Raw genomic sequence first — 4,852 nt, 5'->3', positions numbered from 1 at the left:
TGTCGGGCCGGTCGCCGCTGACACCGACCGCACCGAGCAGGGTGCCATCCGAATCGCGGATCAAGACGCCGCCTCGGGACGAAGCCATGCGTCCGCCCGAGATGGCGGCCAGTGCGGTGAAGAAGGTCGGCGAGCGGTCGGCGTGCCGGGCCAGTGTGCCGCCGCCTTGGCCCATTCCGAGACAGCCCCAGGCCTTCGCGTGGGCTACGTCGTGTCGCAGTATTCCGGCTTGGTCCTCGCGCTTGAGCACGATGGGATGGCCGCCGGGGTCGAGCACGGTGACCGCCACCGGCCGCAATGCAAGCTCACGCGCGGTCGCCAGGACCGCGTCCACGATCGCCGATGCTCGTGCCAACGACAGCATGCCGATCAGATCCCTTCGCTGGATCCGACGGTGTGCTTGGGCTTTTCGAATTCGATCGGTCCGTCGCCCACGACGATGTCGTACTCCTGCGGCACTCGCGGCAGCTGTACCGGCGGCATGCCGACCACGTGCAGCTCGAGTTCCTCGGCAGCGGCTACGGTCAGCACCTCACCGGCCTCGGCCTGGATCGCCGCCAAACGGCCGATCCCCACTCCGGCGACCTCGCCGGCGCCGGCGAGCACCACGATAAGTCGCCGCGCGTTGTCCTCGGTGGATACCCACCGCGCACCCGCCGCGATCTTGATCCGCTCGATCCAGAAGGCGCGCTCGGTGAAGGCGCCGAAGAACTTCCGCTTCACACCCACCGTGCCCGCGACCGGCAGGAAGTTGAATCGCGCCGGGTCGAACTTGATGACGCCGTCGTAGCGCGGCCGCGGTAACCGCTGCTCACGAACCTCACGCTGCTCGCGTGCCGGCCGCGTCGACTCGGGACCGCGGCCGCGACCGGCGCGCATCCCCAGCCCGGACGCGCCACCGAACTGCAGTACCAGCTGCAGCTGCTTGGGGTCCCCCAAACGGTCGTCCTGCGGACCGTAGGTTCCCCCCTCCGGAAAGTACCCGATCTCACCCTCTCTCAGGATGCCCTGCTCACCGAGATTCATGTCACCGATCAGCGGTAGGCGGATCTGCTCGAACGAATGCCGGTGCCGCGGCATCGAGAAATCGCCCTCCTGCTGCCCCAGGATGTAGCGGAAATTCTCCAGAGCCTCCGGCTCACCGCCCATCAGCAGGTAGTTGAACGACACCGTGCCCCGCGGGTGGTCCATGTGAAACGCGTTCTCATCGAACGGTACGACCTTCATCGCCTACCTCCTCCTTGTTGTGCATGCTTCCCAGCCACACAACCTACTTGGTAGGTTTAGCTCAACCAAGGGACCGCAATGCATTCACAGCAGACTCGGAGGATTGACATGACCAGAAGCGTGTGGATATCCGCCGCTGGATCCGGACGACGTCGCAGATGCCGTCACCCGCCCCGCCCACGTCGCGGTCAGTGAATTGTTGATCCGCCCAACAGGCCAGCAACGATGATCACTCGCCGACCGCCTGCATCGACATCGCCAGCCGCGACGCCGCTGCGCGTAGCGCTAAGCGGGCGCGGTCCGTCCTGCGGTCTTCATCTCGGCGTACAGGTCGGTGTAGTACGGCAGGCAGTCGGCCATCGCCTTCTCGGTGGTGAACAGCGGCCGGTAACCCAGGTCGCGTTCGGCCTTGGCGATCGAGAAGTAGTTGTCCAGGTAGACCCGTTCGACGGCGAGCGGTTCCAGTGGCGGCTTGGGCAGGCCGAACCGGAAGTGCAGACCCTGCCACACCGCCATGACCAATCGCACCAGGGGGCCGGACACCCGGAAGCGCGGCCAGTTCTCGCCGCAGGCCTCGACGACCGGGCGGGAGAACTCGAACATGTTGACCGGTTCGCCGTCGTTGATGAAGTACGCCTGACCGGGCGCCGTCCCTCCGGGAACCAGGTGCTCGCCGGCAAGGATGAAACCGTGAACCAGGTTGTGCACGTACGAGTTATCGAGCTTGGAGTGCTCGCTGCCCACCAGCACCTTGACGTGTCCGGCGAGCACGCTCTCGAACAACTTGCGGAACATCGTCTGGTCGCCGCGGCCCCAGATACCGCTGGGCCGGATCGAGCAGATCAACAAACCATCGACGCCATTGGCGCCAAGGACGAACTTCTCGGCGGCGACCTTGGTCTCGGTGTAGAGGTCGTTGAACCGCTCGGTGTAGGGCAGGGTCTCGTCGCCGCCTGCGATCACCTGGCCGCCCATCACGACGCTGTTGGACGCGGTGTAGACGAACCGCTTCACCCCGGCCGCCTGCGCGGCGTGGACGAGTTTCTCGGTGCCGCCGACGTTGACGGCGAAGCTGCGCTCGCGAGCCGGTGCCGAACCGCCGCCCATCAGATCGATTATGGCCGCGGTGTGGAACACGGTGTCGATGCCCGCGACGGCCTTGGCGACGTCGTCGACCTCGGTGATGTCGCCGACGACGGTCTGCAGCCTCGGATGCTCGGGCAGCGGTGACGGCGCCCGGTCGAATGAGCGGACCTCGTTCCCGCGGTCGAGCAGTTCGGTCACCAGGTTGGTGCCGACGAAGCCGGAGCCTCCGGTCACCAGGACGCGGCCGAGGTCGGTGCGGACGCGAGGAGCAGAGGGTTCAGGAGTCAGCGTTGAGTCACCCATGGGATCGCATCGTACCAAGAGAACTGTAACGTGTTCCAGTTTCGACCCCTCAGGGTCCAACTGGTTGCGTTCTCAACTCTCTTCGTCGTCCCGCGCAGCCAGTGCCTTCTCGACCTTCTGGCGCGCGCCCGCGAGGTGCTCTTCGCATCGTTTCGCCAGCTCTTCGCCTCTTTCCCACAGCTTTAGGGAGGCGTCGAGATCCAGGCCGCCCTGCTCGAGTGCGCGCACCACCTCGATCAGTTCGTCACGCGCCTGCTCGTATCCCAACTGACTAATGGGCTTCATCTGACCCCTCGCTGAGCGTAGTGACGGCGCCGTCGGCGACGCGGATCCGCAGCCGGGTGCCTGCCGGGGCGTTCTCGATGGACCGCAGCACGGCCATGGAATCCGACACGATCTGCACGACGGCGTACCCGCGCGCCAGCGTCGCCGCGGGTCCCAGTGTGGCCAGGCGGGCCGACAGGTGCCCGACCCGCTCGGTCTCCGAGGAGACGAGGCGGGTGACGTCGCGGCGCGCGGCGGTGCGGGCGCGGTGGACCTCCTCGGCCCGCGCCGTCAGCGCCGCAAGCGGCTGCGCCAGCACCGGCCTGCTGCGCAGTTGGCTCACGGTGTGCTGCTCGCGGTGCACCCAGTTGCGCAGCGCGCGTGCGCTGCGACGGCGCAGATCGCCGACGAGCGCCTGCTCGGCCGCGGCGTCGGGCACGATGCGCTTGGCCGCGTCGGTCGGCGTCGCGGCCCGCAGGTCGGCAACCAGATCGCACAGCGGGCTGTCGGGTTCGTGGCCGATGGCGCTGACCACCGGCGTCGTGCACGCGGCGATCGCGCGGCACAGCGTCTCGTCGGAGAACGGCAGCAGGTCCTCGACGCTGCCGCCGCCCCGCGCCAGCACGATGACGTCGACGTCGGGGTCGGCATCGAGGTCGCGCAGCGCCTCGACGATCTGGGCTACGGCGTTGGGGCCCTGCACGATCGTGTTGCGGACGGCGAATCGCACCGCGGGCCAGCGGGCCTCCGCGACCGACATCACGTCGCGCTCGGCAGCCGATGCCCGTCCGGTGATGAGCCCGATGGCGTTGGGCAGGAAGGGGATTGGTCGCTTCAACCGGACGTCGAAGAGGCCCTCCGCGTCCAGCAGCCGACGCAACCTGTCGATCCTGGCGAGCAGCTCACCGAGACCGACCGCGCGAATCTCGCTGACCCGCAGCGAGAAGGTGCCGCGGCCGGTGTAGAAGTTGGGTTTGCCGCACACCACGACCTGGGTGCCCTCGGCGAGCTTGACCGGAGCGTTGCGGACCAGATCCCGAGGACACGTCAACGTCAACGACATGTCGGCGGCGGGGTCACGCAACACCATGAACACCGTCTTGGCGTCCGGCCGCACGTTGAGCTGGGTCAGCTGACCCTCCACCCACACCGTGCCGAGCTTGTCGATCCAGCCGGCCACCCGGATGGCGACCGCGCGGACGGGCCAGGGATTCTCCGCTGAACTCGGCTGGGTCACTTCGCGGTCGCGCGGGTGATCCTGTTGGCCAGCAGAGTCTGGAACGGCGCGCGCGACTTCGTCGCATCCTCGTGGGCCAGCAGCGCCTCGAGATCGGACACCCGCAGCGACGGCAGCCGGGCGCGCAGCTGAGCCAGCGTGAGCGCCTCGTAGTCCAGCTGGCCGACGACGTCGGGCGGGTCGGACTTGGCGAGCGTGGGCTCGGCCGCCACCGGAGTCTCCGGCTCGCCCGTGCTGTACAGCGCGAACCGGCCCTCGGTCAGGCGTTCGCCGTTTGTGGCGGGGGAGCCGCCGCCGCGATCGTCCTCGTCCTCGTCGAACGTCGCCCACTCCGCCTGCTCGTCCTTGGGCGGGAACAGCTGCTCGAGCGTCTCGTCACCCTTGATCACCAGGTCGGCAACGTCCTGCTGCATCTTCATCACCAGATGCGCGACCTGGCTGGCGATGGTCATCGGGTACATCAGGATGGTCTGCGGCAGTTTGAGGGTTTCCTCCAGCGCGGTCGCCGCCGCCCCCACCAGCAGACGGACCCCGTACGGTGCAGTAGCCATGGGTGCAAGCCTACGGCTGGGCGATCGCGGGTGTGGGTAAGTACCCTTGAGCCATGCCACCGACGATCAACATGGGCATCCCAGGTGCCGCCAGCTCGATCGTCACCCCCAGTACGGGTAAGCGAGTTCTGCTCGCCGAACCGCGGGGTTACTGCGCGGGCGTTGACCGCGCCGTCGAAACCGT

General features: G+C 67.7%; 6 protein-coding genes and 1 pseudogene. 1 reads left to right on the top strand and 6 read right to left on the bottom strand.

Features of this window, described 5'->3' with window-relative positions; all coding sequences use genetic code 11:
• From QOC69_RS01420 to QOC69_RS01395, 6 genes are all read right to left on the bottom strand, one after another.
• The coding region (locus tag QOC69_RS01420) for a heme-binding protein (protein WP_526435627.1) at positions 1-364 on the bottom strand (364 nt) is incomplete at its 3' end.
• 5 nt (positions 365-369) lie between these two features.
• Positions 370-1,227, bottom strand: a complete 858-nt coding sequence (locus QOC69_RS01415; protein ID WP_526435625.1) for a cupin domain-containing protein — start codon at positions 1,225-1,227, stop codon at positions 370-372.
• 285 nt (positions 1,228-1,512) lie between these two features.
• Positions 1,513-2,616 carry a 3-beta-hydroxysteroid dehydrogenase gene (locus QOC69_RS01410; protein WP_526435623.1) on the bottom strand — a complete coding sequence of 368 codons (1,104 nt, stop codon included), beginning with the start codon at positions 2,614-2,616 and terminating at the stop codon, positions 1,513-1,515.
• Positions 2,617-2,688: 72 nt separating this feature from the next.
• On the bottom strand, positions 2,689-2,901 hold the full coding sequence (locus QOC69_RS01405) for an exodeoxyribonuclease VII small subunit (RefSeq protein ID WP_526435621.1): 213 nt from the start codon (positions 2,899-2,901) through the stop codon (positions 2,689-2,691).
• Positions 2,888-4,117, bottom strand: a complete 1,230-nt coding sequence (gene xseA, locus QOC69_RS01400; protein WP_526435619.1) for an exodeoxyribonuclease VII large subunit — start codon at positions 4,115-4,117, stop codon at positions 2,888-2,890. Before xseA ends, QOC69_RS01405 begins: the two co-directional genes overlap by 14 nt.
• A complete protein-coding gene (locus QOC69_RS01395) occupies positions 4,114-4,668 on the bottom strand; it encodes a lipid droplet-associated protein (RefSeq protein WP_526435617.1) in 555 nt (184 codons plus the stop codon). The genes xseA and QOC69_RS01395 overlap by 4 nt, the downstream gene beginning before the upstream one ends.
• 53 nt (positions 4,669-4,721) lie before the next feature.
• Between QOC69_RS01395 and QOC69_RS01390 the strand changes: the two are divergent.
• Positions 4,722-4,852: pseudogene (locus QOC69_RS01390) on the top strand (4-hydroxy-3-methylbut-2-enyl diphosphate reductase); the annotation flags it as partial.

Source organism: Mycobacterium sp., assembly GCF_032162105.1.
Classification (GTDB): Bacteria; Actinomycetota; Actinomycetes; order Mycobacteriales; family Mycobacteriaceae; genus Mycobacterium.
This window is presented reverse-complemented; position numbering and strand designations above follow the sequence as displayed.

What these genes read in the sequence shown, in the direction of transcription:
- QOC69_RS01415 (WP_526435625.1), bottom strand. Translation starts at nt 1,227, where the DNA reads ATGAAGGTCGTACCGTTCGATGAGAACGCGTTTCACATGGACCACCCG.
- QOC69_RS01410 (WP_526435623.1), bottom strand. Translation starts at nt 2,616, where the DNA reads ATGGGTGACTCAACGCTGACTCCTGAACCCTCTGCTCCTCGCGTCCGC.
- QOC69_RS01405 (WP_526435621.1), bottom strand. Translation starts at nt 2,901, where the DNA reads ATGAAGCCCATTAGTCAGTTGGGATACGAGCAGGCGCGTGACGAACTG.
- QOC69_RS01395 (WP_526435617.1), bottom strand. Translation starts at nt 4,668, where the DNA reads ATGGCTACTGCACCGTACGGGGTCCGTCTGCTGGTGGGGGCGGCGGCG.